This is a genomic window from Aeromicrobium changchenzhani, assembly GCF_057586615.1.
Map to the genome: position 1 here is coordinate 408871 of NZ_CM172480.1, position 17128 is coordinate 425998.

Below are 17128 nucleotides of genomic sequence, written 5' to 3' on the forward strand. Positions count from 1 at the left end.
GCGTGCACTTCTCGGGTGAGCGAGGCGTCAGGGATGACGTTGGCCGGTGCCAGCGAGCACCGCTCGATAGCCTTCGCGATAGGTGGGGTAAGCGAACTCGAATCCGGTGCTGCGCAGCAGCGTGTTTCGGCAGCGCTTGCCGGTGTATGGCGGCCCGGGATCCAACTCGTCCGGCGGAACGGGGCGACCCAGTTCGGCGGCGAGGAAACGCAAAACCTCGCCGCGATCAGTCGGTGCATCGTCAACGCCCACATAGATGGGCGCAGGGGCCGTGGGCATTGTCGTGAGATGCACCATCGCGGCAGCGGCATCGTCACGATGGATTCGGTTGGTGAAATTGACCCGGTCGCTTCTCAGCGTGGTTCCGGCGCGGGCCTGATCGATCAGCCGTGTCCTGCCGGGGCCATAGATGCCGGTCAGTCGCAGGATCGTCGCGCTGGGGACCCTGGCGTGCAGGATCGCTTCTGCTTCGACCAGTACGTGGGCGGTTTCGGCGGTCGGTGCTGTCGGCGTTGACTCATCAACCCAACTGCCGTCGTCCTGGCCGTAAACCGCCGACGACGAGATCATCAGCACGCGGTTAGGCACGATTTGGGCGTGGTCGAGTGCGGTGAGGATATTGACCAGACTGTCGACATACGCCTCGCGGTAAGCGCTCTCTGAACGGCGGTCCGCGCTGGTCGCCAAGATGAGAGTTTCAGTGTCGGCCGGGAGCGTCGGAATTTCATGGGCGAGGTCGATTGAATACCGCTCGAATCCAGTCGGAAGGCGATGCGCGGATCGACGCATTCCAACGACCTGTTGGCCGGCCTGGAGAAAACGCAAGCCGGCTTCGGTGCCAAGGTCGCCGCAGCCGGCGATGACGACGCTCATCGAGTTCGTCGCGCAGTGTTCGACATGTTGATAATCTCTCACGACGTTCCTAATGACGCAGTTCGAGATTGCCACCGAGCGGTTATTTGCCGGCCCAGTGTGCAGACGCCTAAATGCCGTCCGGCATCCTTGAAGGTATGTCTTTAAGCATCGATGAGCAGGTCAAGGCCATATTTGATGATGTGGTCCGTCGCAATCCGGCTGAACCAGAGTTCCACCAGGCCGTCCGCGAGGTCCTGACTTCCTTGGCCCCGGTCGTTCGCCGGCGCCCCGAATATCTCGAGCGCAAGACGGTTGAACGGATCTGCGAACCCGAGCGGCAGATCATCTTCCGGGTGCCGTGGCAGGACGACTCAGGCGAGGTCCAGATCAACCGCGGCATGCGCGTCGAATTCAACTCCGCGCTCGGTCCATACAAGGGTGGCCTGCGGTTTCACCCGTCGGTCACGCTCGGCACGATCAAGTTTCTCGGCTTCGAGCAGATCTTCAAAAATGCGCTGACGGGTATGCCGATCGGTGGTGGCAAGGGCGGATCGGATTTTGATCCCAAAGGCCGATCCGACCGCGAAGTCATGCGGTTCTGCCAGTCGATGATGACCGAGCTCTACCGTCACATCGGTGAATACACCGATGTTCCCGCCGGCGACATGGGCGTCGGAACGCGTGAACTCGGCTACCTTTTCGGCCAGTACAAGCGCATCACCAATCGTTATGAATCAGGCGTTCTGACCGGCAAGGGCCTTGCCTGGGGCGGCGCACGTGTGCGCACTGAAGCCACCGGCTATGGCACGGTGATCTTCGCTGACGAAATGTTGCGCGCACGTGGCGACTCGATTGATGGAAAAACGATCGTGGTGTCAGGCTCAGGCAACGTTGCGGTCTATGCGATCGAGAAGGCGCATCACCTCGGCGGCAAAGTCATCGCAGCATCGGACTCGGATGGCTACATCGTCGACGAAGCCGGCATCAATGTCGAAGTGCTCAAACAGGTCAAAGAAGTCGAACGGCTGCGCATTTGTGAGTATGTCGAACGGATCCCCAGCGCCCGTCATGTCGAAGGCGGCTCACTGTGGGATGTGCCGTGCGACATCGCGCTGCCGTGTGCGACCCAGAACGAGATGGATGAAGCCGCCGCACTCCGCCTGATCAAAAATGGCTGCATCCTGGTTGCCGAAGGCGCAAACATGCCGCTGACCGCGGGCGCCATGGCAGCCGTGCAAGGAGCAGGCCTGGCCTACGGCCCCGCCAAGGCAGCCAACGCCGGTGGCGTCGCAACGAGTGCGTTGGAGATGCAGCAGAACGCATCTCGGGACAGCTGGTCGTTCGAATATTCGGAGGAACGCCTCACCGAATTGATGAAGGGCATCCACCGTCGTGTTGCTGAGACCGCCGAGGAGTTCGGCGAGCCGGGCAACCTAGTTCTTGGTGCCAACGTCGCCGGCTTCCTTCGGGTTGCCGACGCGATGAGTGCGTTCGGTCTCGTCTAAACAACCTGCGCTTCGGTCGCATCAGCCGCGCGTTGGTGCGACCGCTGTCGATGAATGACTCGGGCGCGCGATGATGGGTTCATGACTGAACTGACTTATCGCGAATCGACCCTGATCGAGTTGCCGGCTGAGGCGATATACGACATGGTCGCCGATGTCACCCGGACCGGTGAGTGGAGTCCCGTTTGCACGTCTTGCTGGTGGGATGACCCCCAGCAGGGTGCGGTCGTCGGAGCTTGGTTCACCGGGCATAACGAGTCGGACGATCGCACCTGGGATACCCGTTCGGAAGTTGTCGCGGCCGATCGCGGTCGAGAGTTTGCCTTTATCGTCGGCGGCAAGCTCGTCCGCTGGGGATACACGCTCACCAAGGTCGAGCACGGGACCGAGCTCACCGAGAATTGGGAGTTTTTGCCTGCTGGCATCGCGTTCTTCCACGAGAAATACGGGGCCTTGGCCGAAACCGAGATCGCCAAGCGAATCGAGGCAGCACACACGGGCATCCCCGTGACACTTGCCGCGATCAAACGGATCGCGGAGTCCGGCTAGCCCGAGAGCGTCCTTCACGCGTTCAGGGCGGCCGCCGGGCGCATCAGCCGCGCGCTGGTGCGACTGTTCCTTCGACTGCGCCGAGCCAGAGGGTCTCACCGTCGGGCCCTGGTGCGGTTGCCGAGATACGTACGATGTCGCCGTCTTTGAGGAAGCCGCGGGTCGAGCCGTCGGCGAGCCGAATCGGCTCCTGACCGTTGTGAGTCAACTCGATCATCGAGCCACGTTGGTCATCGGCCGGGCCGCTGATCGTGCCCGATCCATACAGGTCGCCGGTCCGTAGCGTCGCACCGTTGACGGTCATGTGCGCAAGCATCTGGGCAGGCGTCCAATACATCTGCTCATAGGGCGGCCTAGAGATGACGTGGCCGTTGATGCTGACCTCGAGTTGGAGGTCGAGGCCCCACGGTTCGGCGTCATCGTCGTCGAGATAGGGCAATAGCTCGACGGTCCGTTCGGGGGCATGCAGACGGGCCTCGGTGAGCGCAGCCAGCGGAATGACCCACGGTGAGATCGAGGTCGCGAATGACTTGCCGAGGAATGGCCCGAGCGGCACTGCCTCCCAAGCCTGTATGTCGCGCGCTGACCAGTCGTTGAGGATGCACAAGCCGAACACATGGCGATCAAAGTCAGCGAGCGCGACCGGCTTGCCCGGCTTGGATCCGGCGCCGACGACGTAGCCGATCTCGGCCTCGAAATCGAGTCGTGTCGACCAACGGAATGCGATGTCGCCCTCGGGAGTGCGGACCTGCCCTTTGGGACGCGTGATCTTTGCACCGGAAGTGACGACGGTTCCAGCGCGGCCGTGATAACCGACCGGCAGATGCTTCCAATTGGGCTTGAGTGGGTCCTCGCCCGGACGCATCATCGTGCCGAGATTGGTGGCGTGTTGCTCAGAAGCATAGAAATCGACGTAATCTGCGACCGCGAACGGCAACCGCAGCGACACACTGTCGGCCGGCACAAGATGACGCTCGACCACCTGTTCGTGCACGGGATCTTCGAGCCATTCGATGAGATTGTGGCGCACGACTTCCCAGTCCTCAAAACCGGCAGCGAGGAAGGCGTCGAGCGTTCCCGCAGCAAACAACCTCTGTCGCAGCGGCACCACAATCTCGGCGGCTGTGGTCAGATCGAGAATCTCGGTCCCGACTCCGACGCCGACGCGTGGCTGCGTCTCGCCCGGCACCACGAAAGAACACATGGGAAGCGTGAATCGTCCAAAGTCTTCGGTCATGGGAGTACCTCCATCAGTCCGAGCTCGGCTAGATCGTCGAGCGGTTCGTGGGTGTCGCAGGTGCCGAAGGAGTGGAAATGTCGGCGAATGCGATTGACGTCGGCATCACTCAGCGCCGCAATGTGATCGGCGACAACATTGGGTTCGCGCTCGGCGAGGACCGCCGCGATCTCGGTCGGCAATGCCGCGTCGAGAGCAGCGCGCACGGCGAGAATGACGTTGAGGAAGCCGTGATGTTCGAATCCAGTCGCCGGATCGGTATGTCGGACGGCGTTGTGCAGTCCCGCGGTGAGTTTGAACTCGCGGCCCTGACCCAGGCAGTTGTCGAGCGCATGCGCCAGCCGCTCCTCGGTCGGAAACGCATCGGAGGTCTCGCCACCGGTGCGAAGTTTAAGTCCGGTGCCGGTCGGCAGATCGGGCTGCGCTCCCCACGGCAACTCTAGGTAGACCATCGCATCATCGGGCATCTCAGCCACCGGCACGAGTACGTCCGGTGTGGTGATCTCGACCGACCGCAACGTCATACGTGGATCGGACTGAACTGCGTGGACCGCGGCAGGGTAGTCCACGGCGTTTGTGGTCAGCGCGACGTCGATCAGCGCATCGCCAAGTGCATCTTGCAACTCTGTGAGTCGCGCGCCGGAGCATACGAATGCGCCGATGTACGGGGCTGCGGTGGACCCGAGCGCCGCTAAATGGGCACGCACGGCGTCCGGCATCGCGGCGTTGCCGGGCGGAAAAATCGCGGCATCATCGAAGAGCCGCTCGAACAGGAGCGGGTTCATCGGCCGCCCACCCACGACCACGCGTAGTCACCGTCATCGCATGCGGTGCCGCCTTCGCCCAACTCGAGCGGTCGGAACGTGTCAATCATGACCGCGAGCTCGTCGAAGCTTTCGGCGCCGAGGCTGGCTTCGATCGCGCTCGGTTGCGGGCCGTGCGAGTGGCCGCCGGGATGGAGTGAGATCGAGCCGGGCGCGATGCCCGAACCCTTGCGCGCCTCGTAGTCGCCGGCGACGTAAAACATGACTTCGTCGGAGTCGACGTTTGAGTGGTAATAGGGGACCGGGACCGACAGCGGGTGGTAGTCGACCTTGCGTGGCACGAAATTGCAGATCACGAAATTGGTGCCCTCGAACACCTGATGTACCGGTGGCGGCTGGTGTACGCGGCCGGTGATCGGCTCGAAGTCGGCGACGTTGAACGCATACGGATACAGGCAGCCGTCCCAGCCGACAACGTCGAAGGGGTTGGTGGGGACCGTGTGGATCGTTCCGGCTAGACCGCCGGGACCGTTGCCACGATGTTTTATGAAGACTTCGCTGGTGGGTACGTTTTCGTTAGCTTCCAAGACGTTTGCCAACGGTTGGAAAACCGGCGGACGCAGATCACGCTCGCAGTAGGGCGAACTCTCCAGCAGCTGGCCGTAGCGAGACAGATAACGCTTCGGTGGTGCGATGTGGCTGTTGGCCTCGATGCAGTAGGCGCGCAGCATGCCCTTGGGCACCCAGCGGTGATTCGTCGCGCGCGGAATGATGACGTAGTCGCCGGGGCCGACCTCGAGATTGCCGAATACGGTTTCGACAGTTGCAGAGCCGTCTTCGACAAACACACACTCATCGCCGATTGCGTTCCGATAGATCGGCGAAGCCTTGCCCGCGACAACGTAGGAGATCCGCACGTCGCTGTTGCCGAGCACGAGCCGGCGACCGGTGACGACATCTTTCCACTGCCAGTCATCGGCGCCGAAGAGGTCATGCAGCTTGAGATGGCGGGGGAGCAGCGGTTGGTTGGGGGTCGTGGCTTGTTCGGGCAGCAGCCATTCGCGTACGTCCGTAATCGCCGACGGCACGCCACGGTGATAGAGCAGCGATGAGTCCGACGAGAAACCCTCCTCGCCCATCAACTCCTCGTAGTAGAGCTTGCCATCGGGATCGCGATGTTGCGTATGCCGCTTGGGCGGAATGTTTCCCGCTTGTCGGTAGTAAGCCATGGGCCATCAACTCCTGCGTTCGACTCTAACCAGACCGTCCGCGTACGTCATCCCAACTGAACTCCATAGGGTTCATTTGGGATGACGTTGTGGTCAGAAGCTGCCGCCTCTAGAAGTTTCCACGCCGCGCCTGCTCGCGCTCGATCGCCTCGAACAGCGCCTGGAAGTTGCCTTTGCCGAAACCGAGTGAACCGTGGCGTTCGATGAGCTCAAAGAACACGGTGGGGCGGTCGCCGATCGGCTTGGTGAAGATTTGTAGAAGGTAGCCGTCCTCGTCGCGGTCGACCAGAATGCCGCGCTTCTGCAGCTCCTCGATCGGCACGCGAACCTCGCCGATGCGCTCCCGCAACGCTGGATCGGTGTAATACGAGTCGGGAGTGTCGAGGAAATCGATGCCGCGGGCGCGCAGGAGGTCGACCGTGGTCAGGATGTCATTGGTGGCGAGCGCCAGGTGCTGGGCGCCGGGGCCACGGTAAAACTCGAGATACTCGTCGATCTGCGACTTACGCTTGCCGATGGCCGGCTCATTGAGCGGAAACTTCACCCGATGATTGCCGCTGGAGACAACCTTGCTCATGAGCGCGGAGTATTCGGTCGCGATGTCGTCGCCGATGAACTCGGCCATGTTGGTGAATCCCATGATCCGGTTGTAGAAGTCGACCCATTGATCCATGCGGCCGATCTCGACATTGCCGACGACATGATCGAGTGCTTGGAACACGCGTTTCGGTGCATCGGCTGGCTTAACGTATGTCGAGGCACGTGCGACGTAGCCGGGAAGGTACGGGCCGTCGTACTTGCTGCGATCGACCAGTGTGTGCCGAGTGTCGCCGTAAGCCGCGATGGCGCCAATGCGAACGGTGCCATGTTCATCGCTGATATCGTGAGCCGCTTCGAGAATCGTGGCACCCTGGGCCCGGGCGTGGTCGATGCATTTGTCGACGTCAGGGACTTCGAGCGCGATGTCCATGATGCCGTCGCCGTGGGCGCGATGGTGGTCGAGGATCGTGCTGTCGGGATCGACCCCGCCCTTGAGGACGAAACGGACTGCCCCGCTCTCCATGACGTATGCATGGTGGTCGCGGTTGCCGGTTTCGGGACCGCTGTACGCGACGAGATCCATACCGAATGCGGACCGGTAGAACTGTGCGGCCTGGGTGGCATTGCCGACCGCCCAAACGATGGCATCCCAACCTGTGACGGGGAATGGATCGGCGTTGGAGTCGTATTCGACGAGCCCGACGAGTTGTTTGAGCTGGTCGAAGTCGAGGTCGGCGAGGCGTTCGGTGTCAGTCAGATCCAGGGTCATGCCTTCAGCGAATCGCACCGGTCGCGACGATGCAACCAGCACAGCAACGGCTGAGCTCAGGGGGAAGCATTGCCGAACATATTCACTAACAACTAGACAGTATGCTCAGTAGATGGCACATCAAGTTGACCAATTGGATTTAGCCCTGATCGAGGCGCTCCAGCACAATCCGCGTGCCGGTGTGCTTGAACTTTCTCGTCTGACCGACGTCGCCCGCGCCACGGTTCAGTCGCGGTTGCAGCGGATGGAGGACTCGGGCGTCATCACCGGCTATGGGCCCGATATCAGCCTGATTGCTGCGGGGCATCCGGTCCTGGCGTTTGTGACCCTCGAGATCGCCCAGGGCGCACTTGACGCAGTCACGACCGAGCTCGACGGATTGCCGCAAGTACTTGAAGCATTCGTCACCAGCGGCAACGCTGATGTCCTGTGCAAGATTTCGGCGACGTCGCACGAGGAGTTACAGGAAACACTCCTGCACATCAGCAAGTCCGGCTCAGTCGCGCGGTCGACCAGCGTCATCGTATTGTCAGAACTCGTGCCGCCGAGGGTGTTGCCGATGTTGGCCGAACACGCCAGGAAGGGTTCGACCAGAGCCCCTGCCTACCGACCCACCTCGTGAGAGGTTGCTGAGCCACCGTCAACCCAAGGCGGCGGTGCCTGAGCAACCTAATGACATACTTGGGTTCAAGGGGCCGTAGGTCAGGTGCGAAGGACCTGGAGTCGGTCGAGGGCCTCGGTCAGCACCTCGGGACGTTTGCAGAATGCCCAGCGGACCAACGGCCGGCCGGCGGCCTTATCGTCCCAGAAAACCTCATGCGGGATCGCAACAACGCCAGCCCGCTCCGGCAACGATCGGCAGAACTCGAGGCCATCGTTGAAGCCGAGTGGACGTATGTCGGTCGTCACGAAATAGGTTCCCTGCGGCACGAATACGTCGAAACCGATCTCGGCGAGTCCGCTGCACAACAGATCTCGCTGCGCAAGCATGCTTGCCTCGAACCCATCGAAATAGTCTGCGCCGAAGGCGAGTGCTTTGGCGATCGCCGGCTGCAACGGCGCCCCCGACGTGTAGGTCACGAACTGTTTGACGGCGAGCATCGCCTGAATCAACGACGCGGGACCACTCGCCCAGCCGATCTTCCAGCCGGTGAACGAAAACGTCTTGCCGCCGCTTGAGATGGTGAGGGTTCGCTCGGCCATCCCGGGCAGGGTCGCGATCGGTGTGTGGGCGAAGCCGTCGAACGTGAGGTGTTCGTAGACCTCATCGCTGATGACATTCAAATCGTGCTCAATCGCAAGCGTCGCGACCGCCGATAATTCGTCCACAGACAGCACCGTGCCAGTTGGATTGTGCGGCGAGTTGAGCAGAATTGTGGTGGTTCGCGGACTCACGGCGCTACGCAATTCGTCGAGTGACAATCGAAAATCAGGTGCTCGAAGCGTCACTGGCCTGCGAATTCCACCGGCCATTTGGATGCAGGCGACATAGGAGTCGTAATAGGGCTCCAGCACGATGACCTCGTCCCCGGGATCGATCAAGCCAAGTAGTGCGGTCGCGATCGCCTCGGTCGCTCCGGTCGTCACCGCAACCTCGCGATCGGGATCAAGTTCGAGGCCATACCAGGTCCGTTGATGCTCGGCGATCGCTTGGCGCAGCGCGGGGATCCCGATGCCGGGTGCATATTGATTGTGACCGTTGCGCATGGCCTCAACCGCAGCTTCGATGATGCTGGCGGGTCCGTCGGTATCGGGAAATCCCTGCCCGAGGTTGACTGCTTCGGTTCGTGTCGCGAGCGCCGACATTTCCGCGAAGATTGTCGTTCCCAGTCCGTCGATGCGTTGACTTGAGGTCTTCATACGACCAACACTCTCACGTATTTGGCGGCGGTTCCGGCGCGATATTAGCGACCAGGCCCTACGATGGCGCTGATGACTACTATGACGGCCGGCGACACGCGCCACACGCCCTTCGGCCTTGGTGCCCTCTTGACTCTGTCAGGCATCATCGGACTGATCTCCTCCTTCGTGCTCACCCACGATGAGCTCGAGTTAGCGAAGAACCCCGACTTCGTGCCGGCCTGCAACTTCAGTGCAATTCTCAATTGCACCAATGTGATGAAGAGCGATCAGGCAGTCGTGTTCGGCTTCCCAAATCCCTGGATCGGGTTGATCGCATTCCCCGTGGTCTTGACGCTCGGCGTCCTGCTGCTCGCGAAGCTCGAATTTCCCGAATGGATCTGGGCCAGCTTGCAAGTTGGCGTGACGCTCGGCATCGCCTCCGTCCTCTGGCTGCAGTACCAAACGATCTACGAGATCACCGCGCTGTGCCCGTGGTGCATGGCGACGTGGGCGGTCGTCATACCGACCTTCATCTACGTCACGAATGGCAATGTGCGGGCGTGGTTCCCCGGTAACCCGGTTGCTGAGTTCCTTGGCAACTGGCATGCGCTGATCCTGGTCCTTTGGTACATCGCGGTCGCGGCTGCGATCTTCTTCCGGTTCTACGCCTGACGATGGGCACGGCCGCGCTGAGTCGCACCCGGATCGCGGTCGCTGCGGGCTTCTTCCTGCAGGGGCTCGTGTTCGCTGCAATCCTCACCCAGATTCCCGGTATTCAGGACAAGCTTGGTCTCAATGATGGCGATGTCACGCTGTTGTCGCTGATTGTCGCGGTCCTCGCTGGTGTCGGCAGCGTCCTCGCTGGCATGATCGCCGAACGGCGCTCCAGTGCCACGGCGTTCGGACTGGCATTACTGACGATTTCGCTGGGTGCTCTGCTGATCGGCCTGGCGCCGAGCAAATTCGCGATAATCCTTGCGTTCGCGCTGTATGGCTTGGGTGTTGGTGGTGTCGATGCCGGGATGAACATGCAGGGCGTGCGTGTTCAGGCTGCGTATGGCCGCAGCATCATGGCAAACTTTCACGGAATATGGAGTGTCGCCGGAATTGTCGGCGCTCTGTATGCGGCGGGCGTCTCGAAGCTCGACATTCCACTGGTGTGGTCACTCGGGTTGGTGGCGGTCGTTTCGCTGGGCATCACGGTGTGGGCGCGGCCGAAGTTTATTGATGCGCGCGAGGTTGCCGTCCCGCTCGGCGGGGAGGGAATCCAGATCCCGTGGCGTCCGATGCTGCTCATCGGACTGGCGATTCTCGTGTTCTATGCCTCCGACACGGGCATCTTGGCGTGGAGCAGCAAATACCTTCGGGATGCGCTCGATTCGTCCAAGGCAGTTGCGCCGCTGGCGTTCGCGGCGTACGAAGCCGGGGCTCTCGTTTCCCGCTTCGGCGGCGATTTCTTGGTCCGTAAGCACGGTGCAGTGTTCGTTGTCCGGGTCGGAACGTTGATCGGCATTGCCGGCCTGCTCGGTGTCGTCGTCGCACCCGTGCCGGCCCTCGCGATCGCTGGGTTCTTTTTTGCCGGCCTTGGTCTAGCGATCCTCGCTCCGCTGGCCTTCGCTGCGATTGCCGGTGCGGTTGGGCCCGATGGCGTCGATGTCGCAATCGCCCGACTCAATATTGCCAATTACCTTGGTGCGATCGTCGGCAGCGGTGCGATTGGCGCCGCCGCGACGGGCGGTCAGCTGCGCTGGGCATTCGTCATACCGCTGGTGTTGATTCCCATCGTGTTGATCGTGGCGAAGTCATTCGCGACTGCCGACGCGGTCAGCGACTCGGGAGATCGCCCGGCGCTCGAATAGCACGGCCGATCAGCGCTCCCAGCCAGCGCTCCCAAATGATGCTCCCAGGAAATAAGTGTCGCCCCATCCTTCTCGGGGGGTGAAAGGATGGGGCGACTACAGGATCAATGGTTGGTGTGCGCACTGGCCTGTGGAATCAATGTTAGGTCCCCGATCAGTGGTCCGTTAGCGAATTGAAGAAATAATTCAGAAGTTTTTGCTGAGAATCTCCTGATCCCTGATCGACGCTTTGGGAGCAGATGCGAGAATTGTGGTCATGGCCTCACACCGACCCCGACGCAGCCCGACTCAGCGGATCGTCAGCTTGTTCGGTGCCCTGCTGATTTTGGTCGGGCTGGGCTTCCTCGGCTACGTCGGTTGGCAATATTACGGCACGGACATCGTGTCCAAACACAAACAAGCCGAGGTCAAGACCCAGATCAAGGCCAAGTGGAAGGACAACATCGACGGCGACGAGATTGGGCTGCTGCGGGTGCCACGGTTCGGCAAAAAGTATGAACAGCCGATCATTCCCGGCTTCGACCAGACTGCCTTGGCCAAAGGCGTTGGTTGGTACAAAAAGGGTGTAAAGCCTGGCGAGGTCGGTAACTTCGCGATTGCCGGCCACCGGGTGACCCATGGTGAACCGTTCCGGGACTTCCTCAAGCTCCGCAAGGGCGACAACGTCTATATCGAGACGCGCACCCACGTCTATACGTATGTCTTGCGTGACAATGGCACCGATCGGACCGTGGACTTCTCCACCGGGTGGGTGCTCATGTCCAATCCGATTGATCGCAACTTCGTTCCGACCAAACCGATTCTGACGATGTTGACCTGCTCGGAGTTATTCCACACCGATAACCGCAATGTCGTTTTCGGCGATCTGGTCAAGACGGTCGACAAATCGAAGACCGCCCCGCCGGCATCGAACTGATCGTTTCGGTCTCACCTCCCACCATTACGACGGACGGCTACTGTGCAGGATTTTCACCACGAGTTCATCGAGTTCGCGCTGCGTCACGACGTTCTGAAGTTCGGCGACTTCACGCTCAAGTCGGGTCGGCGCTCGCCGTACTTCTTCAACGCGGGGTCGTTCAATACCGGTGAACGATTGGCCGGTCTCGGTCGTTTCTACGCGGCCGCGATTGCCGACAGCGGGATCGAGTTCGACGTCATACTCGGGCCGTCATACAAGGGCATCCCGATTGCCTCGGCGACGGTCGTGCAACTGGCGGAATTGCATGGGCTGGATGTTCCCTGGTGCTTCAACCGCAAGGAGGCGAAGGACCACGGCGAAGGCGGGCTGATCGTTGGATCGCCGCTTGCCGGAAAAGTTCTGATCGTTGACGATGTGATCACCGCAGGCACGGCGATTCGCGAGGTCATGGAGATCGTGACCGATGCTGGCGCCGAGGCGGTGGGTGTTGTCGTCGCGGTTGATCGACAGGAGCGCGGTGCGGGCGATTGCTCGGCGATCCAAGCGGTCGAACGTGATTTCGGTATCCGCGTCGCGAGCATCATCACGTTGGACCAGATCATCGAATACCTCCGCCAGGGTGGGCAACACGGCGAGCATCTTGCGGCGGTCAGTGCCTACCGGGAGACCTACGGCGTCACGGTATGACTGACATAACAGCTGACGAGCCGGACGATGTTGTTGGCGTTGGGCCGTGGTTGGGGGACTGGCCGACCGACGAACACTTCGATCCCGAGCTGCTGCGTGATGGTGACCGGCGCAATGTCGTCGACAAATATCGCTATTGGGCGCTGGAGGCGGTCGTTGCCGATCTTGACCGTGACCGGCACGCCTTCCACATCGCAGTTGAGAACTGGCAACACGACTTCAACATCGGCTCGATCGTGCGCACGGCCAATGCGTTCGGCGTCGCTGAAGTCCACATCGTTGGTAAGCGTCGCTGGAATAAGCGCGGCGCGATGGTGACCGATCGCTATCAACACATCCGCCATCACGAGACGGTCGACGAGTTCGCCGAGTGGGCAGCAAGCGCCGGGCTCGACATCATCGGAATCGACAATGTCGAGGGCTCAGTCCCGATCGAGACCGCCACGTTGCCGCGGGACTGTGTCCTCGTGTTCGGCCAAGAAGGCCCAGGCCTGTCCGAACCGATGCGTGCGGTGTGTGCAGCGACGTTGGAAATTTCGCAGTTTGGTTCGACTCGTTCGATTAACGTCGGCGCAGCCGCCGCGATCGCGATGCACAGTTGGATCCGCCAGCACATCTTCTAATCGATCTAGGCTGATTGGCCTAGGCTGGTGGTCATGAGCGAGCGACAGCGAGTGAACAATCATCTGCCAGTCATGGTGCGGCCTCCGTATTGTGGGTTTCTGACGGAGGTCACGCCATGACGTCTCGTGTTGTTGTTATTGGTGGCGATGCGGCCGGTATGACCGCAGCCTCGGCCCTGCGGCGAAGACTGCACGCTGATGATGAAGTCGTCGTCCTGGAGCGTGGGCAGTGGACGTCATACTCGGCCTGCGGGATCCCCTACTGGGTTGCGGGCACGGTCGACTCGCGCGACGCGCTCGTCGTCCGTACACCGGAGCAACACCGGCGCAACGGCATTGACGTCCGGCTGGATGCCGAAGCCACCGCGATCGACCCCGTCGCGCATACGGTCTCGATTCGCGGCGGTGAGAAACTCAGCTATGACCGACTCGTCATCGCGACCGGAGCGGAGCCGATCCGGCCGGACCTGCCGGGAATCGAGGGCGATGGCATCCACGGCGTTCAGACGCTGGCCGACGGTCAGGCACTCATTGATGCGCTCGCCGAAGGGCCGCGACGGGTCGTGGTGGTCGGCAGTGGCTACATCGGCCTGGAGATCGCCGAGGCATGTGTCGCCCGAGGGTTCGACACCACCGTCATCGAGAAGGCACCGACCCCGATGTCGATCGTCGAACCCATGCTGGGCGAGCTGATTGCCGAGGCGATGCGCGGACGCGGCATTCAGTTGCACGCCGACACCGGAGTCACCGGCTTCGTGCTCGAGGGCGGCGCGGTCACGGCCGTGACGGTCGATGGCGGACAGGTCGATGCTGATCTCGTCATCCTGGGCCTCGGGGTTTCGGCCCGGTCCGCGCTCGCCGCCGACGCGGGCCTGCCACTCGGCGCTAAGGGCGGCATCGTGGTCGACGAGCACCAACGGGTCCTAGGTTTCCCCGACATCTGGGCGGCTGGCGACTGTGTCGTGAGCAAGGATCGGATCACCGGCGACATGATCCATCTCCCGCTCGGCACGCACGCCAACAAGCAGGGCATGGTCGCTGGCGATTCGATTGCGGCCGACTTGCTTGACGAGACGCCGCGGCTCAGTTTCCCGGGCGTCGTCCAAACTGCGATCACCAAGTTTTGTGCGCTCGAAATCTCGCGTACGGGGCTGGGCGAGAAGCAAGCGCGAGCGGCTGGCTTCGATCCGGTCGTCGTTTCGGTTGAGACCACCAACTTCGCTGGCTATATGCCCAATCCGGGCACCATGACCGTCGTCATGATTGCTGACCGCACATCGCGAAAGTTGCTCGGCGCCCAGATCGTCGGACTCGAGGATGCCGCGCTGCGCATCGATGTCGCCGGGACTGCGCTGGCCGCCGGCCTTACGGTGGACGAAATAGTGATGCTCGATCTCGCCTACGCGCCGCCGTTTTCCTCGGTGTGGAGCCCCATTCAGGTGGCCGCTCGTGCTGCCGTCAAAGAACTGGGATACTGAGCCCAGAACCCAACTACATTCAGTCCGAGGAGTTTCAATGTCCGTCGCAACCCCCGAGGTCTACGCCGAGATGCTCGACAAGGCCAAGCGCGAGTCGTTCGCCTACCCGGCGATCAACGTGTCGTCCTCGCAGACGCTGAACGCGGCGCTTCAGGGCTTTGCCGAGGCCGAGAGTGACGGCATCATTCAGATCTCCACCGGCGGCGCGGATTATCTGTCTGGCCCGACGGTCAAGAACATGGTCAATGGCTCGATCGCCTTCGCGCTCTATGCCCAAGAGGTCGCCAAGGGCTATGGCGTCAACGTCGCGCTGCATACCGATCACTGCCCCAAGGACAAGCTTGACGGCTTCGTACGTCCACTGCTTGAACTCTCGGCCGAGCGGGTCAAGGGTGGCGGGCTGCCATACTTCCAATCGCACATGTGGGACGGTTCGGCCATTCCGTTGACCGAGAACCTCGAGATTGCTCGTGAATTATTGGGCAAGGCTGCGGCCGCGAACATCATTCTTGAGGTCGAGATCGGCATCGTCGGCGGCGAGGAAGACGGGGTCGAAGGTGGCCAGGGTGAGCACCTCTACACAACTCCCGAGGATGCGCTGGCGACGGCGGCTGCGCTCGGACTTGGTGAGAATGGCCGCTACATGACTGCTCTGACATTCGGCAATGTCCACGGCGTCTACAAGCCCGGCAACGTCAAACTTCGTCCGGAGATCCTCAAGGAAGCGCAGGCTGCAGTCGGCGCACGGTATAAATCAGAGACGTATGGCCAGGACAAGCCATTCGATCTGGTGTTCCACGGCGGCTCCGGCTCGCTTCCCGAAGAGATCTCGGCGGCCGTCGACTACGGCGTCGTCAAGATGAATGTCGACACCGACACGCAGTACGCATTCACCCGCCCGGTCGTCGACTATATGTTCGCCAACTACACCGGCGTACTCAAGGTGGATGGGGAGGTCGGCAACAAGAAGCAGTATGACCCCCGCGCCTGGGGCAAAGCCGCCGAAGCGGGGATGGCTGCCCGCGTGGTCGAAGCCTGCCAAGCGCTCCGCTCCGCCGGCACCAAGCTCTAACCCTCGAGGTTTCCCACGATAACCCCGAAAACTGGCATTTCTCACATGTTGCTTTCTGTGAGGAGTGCCAGTTTTCTGTGAAAAATATGCTGCTCAGAGTGTGATCGTCGTGCGATTACGTGCATACAATCGGCGTGATCGCTCCAAATCTCTCTGTATGCGTTGTGCCGTGTGGACAGCATTCGGAGGATCAAGCTGGCGCCATACGACCCGGCTCACGCCAAGGTTCTCACCGCGGACTTCATCTTCGCGTGCCTTTTCATCGGCCAGAGCATGGGTGCCGCTGATGCCGAAGGCGCCGGAGTATTTGACCAAGCCGTCGAACTCCCCGATGTGACAGAACGTCGGCCAGCCGAAATCCGTGCGGGCGATAACCCGGCCGTCGGGGGTCCTGACGGTGTATTGGAGTTCCGGTTCAGGGATCCCATATCGCCAGAACAGATAACGGCATCGCGATTCGCCGGGTGATTCGGCGCGCCCATCGGCGAGTCGAAATGTGAGTCGGCCGGCCCGTGACCCGGGCCAGCATTCGAAGTATGCGGCGAAATCTTGGAGTTCTTCGATTTCCACAGCCTTCTGATGGAGCGCCGAGTCGACCGTGACGAGTCCTGATTCGATCGACGATGTGCACGCCGCTTCCCAGATCGCGCGCGGCGTCTTGACCACCAAAAGCCCGTTGACCTCTTCGATCTCGGACTCATCAACGTGGCCCATGTGATGGAATACGCCAGCTTCATGTCGACCGCGACCGCCATTGAGTCGAGTGATGTTGACCAAGGAGAGGTCGCTGCCCCAGACCGCGGCGCCATGGGCGAGGGCCGCTGACTGATGGCTCAGGACGACCGAACCGTTGTGTCGATGCAGCACCGCTCGGCAGCGCACCAAATGTTGTTGATCGGCAGACAGGCTGCGGTAGGTGGCTCCAAATGCATACAAGCCAGGTCCGATGCTGACCAAATATCCAGACCGGCGCGCGTCACGGATCGTACGGTCGTCATATCCGCAGTCCAGGATTTCCGGTCGAGTGATGAAACCGCGGCTGATGGCAAGTGCTTCGAGTGCGTCCATGTCGTAAGCCTCGTGGGATCGTCGCAGTATGGCGGCACCCAATCTGGTAGCTGTGGATAAGCGGCGGGGTCCGGCGTCGTGTGGACAAGTTCGATTTCTCACAGGAATCTGTCGCTTCTAACACGTTGCAAC

General features: G+C 61.4%; 17 protein-coding genes. 10 read left to right on the forward strand and 7 right to left on the reverse strand.

Features of this window, described 5'->3' with window-relative positions; all coding sequences use genetic code 11:
• Window positions 1-27 precede the first annotated feature (27 nt).
• Window positions 28-915: an SDR family oxidoreductase gene (locus tag AC2YB9_RS02135; protein ID WP_487267111.1), complete on the reverse strand. Its 888-nt coding sequence runs from the start codon at window positions 913-915 to the stop codon at window positions 28-30.
• 107 nt (window positions 916-1022) lie between these two features.
• On the opposite strand from AC2YB9_RS02135, the gene gdhA reads away from it, so the two are divergent.
• Window positions 1023-2360: an NADP-specific glutamate dehydrogenase gene (gene gdhA / locus AC2YB9_RS02140; RefSeq protein WP_487268555.1), complete on the forward strand. Its 1338-nt coding sequence runs from the start codon at window positions 1023-1025 to the stop codon at window positions 2358-2360.
• Between the two features lie 81 nt (window positions 2361-2441).
• Window positions 2442-2909 carry an SRPBCC family protein gene (locus AC2YB9_RS02145; RefSeq protein ID WP_487267112.1) on the forward strand — a complete coding sequence of 156 codons (468 nt, stop codon included), beginning with the start codon at window positions 2442-2444 and terminating at the stop codon, window positions 2907-2909.
• A 43-nt stretch (window positions 2910-2952) separates the two neighbouring features.
• On the opposite strand, the gene fahA is transcribed toward AC2YB9_RS02145, so the two are convergent.
• From fahA to hppD, 4 genes are all read right to left on the reverse strand, one after another.
• On the reverse strand, window positions 2953-4146 hold the full coding sequence (fahA, locus tag AC2YB9_RS02150) for a fumarylacetoacetase (RefSeq protein WP_487267113.1): 1194 nt from the start codon (window positions 4144-4146) through the stop codon (window positions 2953-2955).
• Window positions 4143-4931 (reverse strand): hypothetical protein, encoded by a 789-nt coding sequence (locus AC2YB9_RS02155; RefSeq protein WP_487267114.1) that lies wholly within the window; start codon window positions 4929-4931, stop codon window positions 4143-4145. Before AC2YB9_RS02155 ends, fahA begins: the two co-directional genes overlap by 4 nt.
• Complete coding sequence (locus tag AC2YB9_RS02160) at window positions 4928-6139, reverse strand: homogentisate 1,2-dioxygenase domain-containing protein (RefSeq protein ID WP_487267115.1); 1212 nt, start codon at window positions 6137-6139, stop codon at window positions 4928-4930. Before AC2YB9_RS02160 ends, AC2YB9_RS02155 begins: the two co-directional genes overlap by 4 nt.
• Before the next feature lie 109 nt (window positions 6140-6248).
• Window positions 6249-7448: a 4-hydroxyphenylpyruvate dioxygenase gene (gene hppD, locus AC2YB9_RS02165; RefSeq protein ID WP_487267116.1), complete on the reverse strand. Its 1200-nt coding sequence runs from the start codon at window positions 7446-7448 to the stop codon at window positions 6249-6251.
• A gap of 112 nt (window positions 7449-7560) precedes the next feature.
• On the opposite strand from hppD, the gene AC2YB9_RS02170 reads away from it, so the two are divergent.
• Entirely contained in the window at window positions 7561-8070 is a 510-nt protein-coding gene (locus tag AC2YB9_RS02170; protein WP_487267117.1) for an Lrp/AsnC family transcriptional regulator, read from the forward strand.
• Window positions 8071-8150: 80 nt separating this feature from the next.
• Here AC2YB9_RS02170 and AC2YB9_RS02175 read toward each other — a convergent pair whose 3' ends face one another.
• The gene (locus AC2YB9_RS02175) at window positions 8151-9308 is read right to left on the reverse strand and encodes a pyridoxal phosphate-dependent aminotransferase (protein WP_487267118.1); all 1158 of its coding nucleotides are present in this window, start codon (window positions 9306-9308) and stop codon (window positions 8151-8153) included.
• Between the two features lie 72 nt (window positions 9309-9380).
• Here AC2YB9_RS02175 and AC2YB9_RS02180 point away from each other — a divergent pair, with 72 nt between their 5' ends.
• From AC2YB9_RS02180 to fbaA, 7 genes are all read left to right on the forward strand, one after another.
• A complete protein-coding gene (locus AC2YB9_RS02180; protein ID WP_487267119.1) occupies window positions 9381-9962 on the forward strand; it encodes a vitamin K epoxide reductase family protein in 582 nt (193 codons plus the stop codon).
• Between the two features lie 2 nt (window positions 9963-9964).
• A complete protein-coding gene (locus AC2YB9_RS02185; protein WP_487267120.1) occupies window positions 9965-11149 on the forward strand; it encodes an MFS transporter in 1185 nt (394 codons plus the stop codon).
• 256 nt (window positions 11150-11405) lie between these two features.
• Complete coding sequence (locus tag AC2YB9_RS02190) at window positions 11406-12065, forward strand: class E sortase (protein WP_487267121.1); 660 nt, start codon at window positions 11406-11408, stop codon at window positions 12063-12065.
• A 42-nt stretch (window positions 12066-12107) separates the two neighbouring features.
• A complete protein-coding gene (pyrE, locus tag AC2YB9_RS02195) occupies window positions 12108-12755 on the forward strand; it encodes an orotate phosphoribosyltransferase (RefSeq protein WP_487267122.1) in 648 nt (215 codons plus the stop codon).
• Window positions 12752-13378, forward strand: coding sequence for a TrmH family RNA methyltransferase (locus AC2YB9_RS02200; RefSeq protein WP_487267123.1), 627 nt, complete (start codon window positions 12752-12754; stop codon window positions 13376-13378). The genes pyrE and AC2YB9_RS02200 overlap by 4 nt, the downstream gene beginning before the upstream one ends.
• Window positions 13379-13494: 116 nt before the next feature.
• Window positions 13495-14856 carry an FAD-dependent oxidoreductase gene (locus AC2YB9_RS02205; RefSeq protein ID WP_487267124.1) on the forward strand — a complete coding sequence of 454 codons (1362 nt, stop codon included), beginning with the start codon at window positions 13495-13497 and terminating at the stop codon, window positions 14854-14856.
• Between the two features lie 37 nt (window positions 14857-14893).
• Window positions 14894-15928: a class II fructose-bisphosphate aldolase gene (gene fbaA / locus AC2YB9_RS02210; RefSeq protein ID WP_487267125.1), complete on the forward strand. Its 1035-nt coding sequence runs from the start codon at window positions 14894-14896 to the stop codon at window positions 15926-15928.
• A gap of 93 nt (window positions 15929-16021) precedes the next feature.
• On the opposite strand, the gene AC2YB9_RS02215 is transcribed toward fbaA, so the two are convergent.
• A complete protein-coding gene (locus tag AC2YB9_RS02215; protein WP_487267126.1) occupies window positions 16022-16996 on the reverse strand; it encodes a type IV toxin-antitoxin system AbiEi family antitoxin domain-containing protein in 975 nt (324 codons plus the stop codon).
• Between the last annotated feature and the right edge of the window lie 132 nt (window positions 16997-17128).

Bases quoted from the DNA above. Each gene is read 5' to 3' on its own strand.
- AC2YB9_RS02145 (WP_487267112.1), top strand. From the start codon at position 2,442: ATGACTGAACTGACTTATCGCGAATCGACCCTGATCGAGTTGCCGGCT.
- fahA (WP_487267113.1), bottom strand. From the start codon at position 4,146: ATGACCGAAGACTTTGGACGATTCACGCTTCCCATGTGTTCTTTCGTG.
- AC2YB9_RS02155 (WP_487267114.1), bottom strand. From the start codon at position 4,931: ATGAACCCGCTCCTGTTCGAGCGGCTCTTCGATGATGCCGCGATTTTT.
- AC2YB9_RS02160 (WP_487267115.1), bottom strand. From the start codon at position 6,139: ATGGCTTACTACCGACAAGCGGGAAACATTCCGCCCAAGCGGCATACG.
- hppD (WP_487267116.1), bottom strand. From the start codon at position 7,448: ATGACCCTGGATCTGACTGACACCGAACGCCTCGCCGACCTCGACTTC.
- AC2YB9_RS02170 (WP_487267117.1), top strand. From the start codon at position 7,561: ATGGCACATCAAGTTGACCAATTGGATTTAGCCCTGATCGAGGCGCTC.
- AC2YB9_RS02175 (WP_487267118.1), bottom strand. From the start codon at position 9,308: ATGAAGACCTCAAGTCAACGCATCGACGGACTGGGAACGACAATCTTC.
- AC2YB9_RS02180 (WP_487267119.1), top strand. From the start codon at position 9,381: ATGACTACTATGACGGCCGGCGACACGCGCCACACGCCCTTCGGCCTT.
- AC2YB9_RS02185 (WP_487267120.1), top strand. From the start codon at position 9,965: ATGGGCACGGCCGCGCTGAGTCGCACCCGGATCGCGGTCGCTGCGGGC.
- AC2YB9_RS02190 (WP_487267121.1), top strand. From the start codon at position 11,406: ATGGCCTCACACCGACCCCGACGCAGCCCGACTCAGCGGATCGTCAGC.
- AC2YB9_RS02200 (WP_487267123.1), top strand. From the start codon at position 12,752: ATGACTGACATAACAGCTGACGAGCCGGACGATGTTGTTGGCGTTGGG.
- AC2YB9_RS02205 (WP_487267124.1), top strand. From the start codon at position 13,495: ATGACGTCTCGTGTTGTTGTTATTGGTGGCGATGCGGCCGGTATGACC.
- fbaA (WP_487267125.1), top strand. From the start codon at position 14,894: ATGTCCGTCGCAACCCCCGAGGTCTACGCCGAGATGCTCGACAAGGCC.
- AC2YB9_RS02215 (WP_487267126.1), bottom strand. From the start codon at position 16,996: ATGGACGCACTCGAAGCACTTGCCATCAGCCGCGGTTTCATCACTCGA.